Genomic DNA, 1756 nt, shown 5'->3' with positions numbered 1-1756 from the left:
TGATATGCTCCCCCTATGGAAGACAAGGAATTAGAAAAGTCTTCGATAGGGGGAGTTGTCATGTCCAGGCGAAGTAAGTACAGTGCGGAAGAAAAGTTGAAAATAGTAGAGGCGTGCCTGTCAGGGAAGATTGGAGTATGCGAAGCGGGAGATCGTATAGGAGTGGATGAAAAGAATATCAGGCGGTGGATGAGTCGGTATAAGGCGGAGGGAGTCAGTGCGTTCCTACCATCAGGGCGTAACAGGACATATCCGGCAGAGATGAAGCGCCAAGTCGTAGAGGAGTATCTGGCAGGGAAAGGCAGCTTGCAGGATATATGTGAAAAATATAATATTCGGTCAGATGCACAGCTCCGGAACTGGATTCAGGTGTATAATCGTCATGAAGACTTCAAGACATACAGTGGAGGGAGCCATATGACGAAATCACGAAAAACGAGCCAGAAAGAGCGGCAGATGATCGCAAAGGAATGCCTGGAGAACGGGAAGAACTACGGAGAAATTGCACAGAAATACAATGTTAGCTATCAGCAGGTTTACACATGGGTAAAGAAATTCAGCCAGCTGGGTGCGGCTGGGCTGGAGGATCGGCGGGGAAAGCGTACCGCTCAACAATCTCCTCGGACACCAGAAGAAGAGTTAAAAGCCCAAATCGCTCAGCTGGAACACGAAAACTATATGCTGAAAATGGAGCGTGACCTGCTAAAAAAAGTGAAAGAATTGGAGAGGAGAGATCGCTGGGGCAAGTAAGGCAGGAACGCCAGTACCGTGCAATCCGGGATTGCCACGAAGAATTTCACTATCCCATCGATGCAGGATGCCGGATTCTGCGGGTGTCCCGGGCGGCGTATTACAAGTGGAAGTCCGGCCACAGAAGCCAGCGAACCGCAGAGAATGAGCGTATTGGGAATTTGATAGAGCAAATTCATAATCAGGAGCCAGACAAGGGATACCGGCGGATACGGGATGATTTGGAGCGGTTCCACCAGACACCGGTAAGCGACAAGCGGGTACTGCGCATTTGCCGGGCTAAAGGGATCAAATCTACCATTAAGTACAGCAACCATGGCTGTACAAGACAGGCTTCCAACCCGCAATATCTGGCGGCAAATATTTTGAGGCGTGAGTTTTATGCAGACAAACCAAACGAAAAATGGCTGACTGACGTGACAGAGTTCAAGTACTACATCGGAGCCGAGAAGCACAAACTCTACCTCAGTGCCATTCTGGATCTCTACGACCGGCGAATCGTGTCGTTCGTCATCCGTGACACCAACGACAATGCCCTGGTTTTTGAGACCTTTAACAAGGCTGTAGCTGCCAATCCAGAGGCTCATCCCTTATTCCATAGCGACAGAGGGTTCCAGTACACCAATCGGACGTTCCATGCGAAGCTGGAACAAGCTGGCATGATCCAAAGTATGTCCCGTGTTGGCAAGTGCATTGACAATGGGCCGATGGAAGGCTTCTGGGGTATCTTGAAGCGTGAGCGTTATTATGGCAAACGCTTTACCAGCCGGGAAGCCTTGGTGACTATGATCGAGGATTATATTTTCTACTATAATACCAGGCGATTGCAGCGAGGTCTGGGTGTTCTCACACCGTTTGAAAAGCATGAGATGTATTTTGCCGCATAAACAAACCGCAGATTCTGGTTGGCAGCAATCGCTGCCGTCCAAAATCTGCGGTTGCCACAGCGCCGCAGCGCTGTGATTCTATTATTTTTTTCTTTGTCTACTTGACGGGGGGCGGTTCA

At 49.5% G+C, this 1756-nt stretch carries 2 protein-coding genes; both read left to right on the top strand.

What is annotated here, in order from left to right; genetic code table 11:
• The first annotated feature begins 60 nt into the window (after window positions 1-60).
• Entirely contained in the window at window positions 61-750 is a 690-nt protein-coding gene (locus H9X86_RS11950; protein ID WP_204901721.1) for a helix-turn-helix domain-containing protein, read from the top strand.
• Window positions 720-1637 (top strand): IS3 family transposase, encoded by a 918-nt coding sequence (locus H9X86_RS11945; RefSeq protein WP_346011473.1) that lies wholly within the window; start codon window positions 720-722, stop codon window positions 1635-1637. The genes H9X86_RS11950 and H9X86_RS11945 overlap by 31 nt, the downstream gene beginning before the upstream one ends.
• Window positions 1638-1756: the final 119 nt, after the last annotated feature.

The organism is Pseudoflavonifractor capillosus (assembly GCF_016902575.1).
Taxonomy (GTDB): Bacteria; Bacillota; Clostridia; order Oscillospirales; family Oscillospiraceae; genus Enterenecus; species Enterenecus capillosus_A.
Note: the sequence above shows the minus strand (reverse complement) of the source record. Positions and strands in the feature narration are given on the sequence as shown.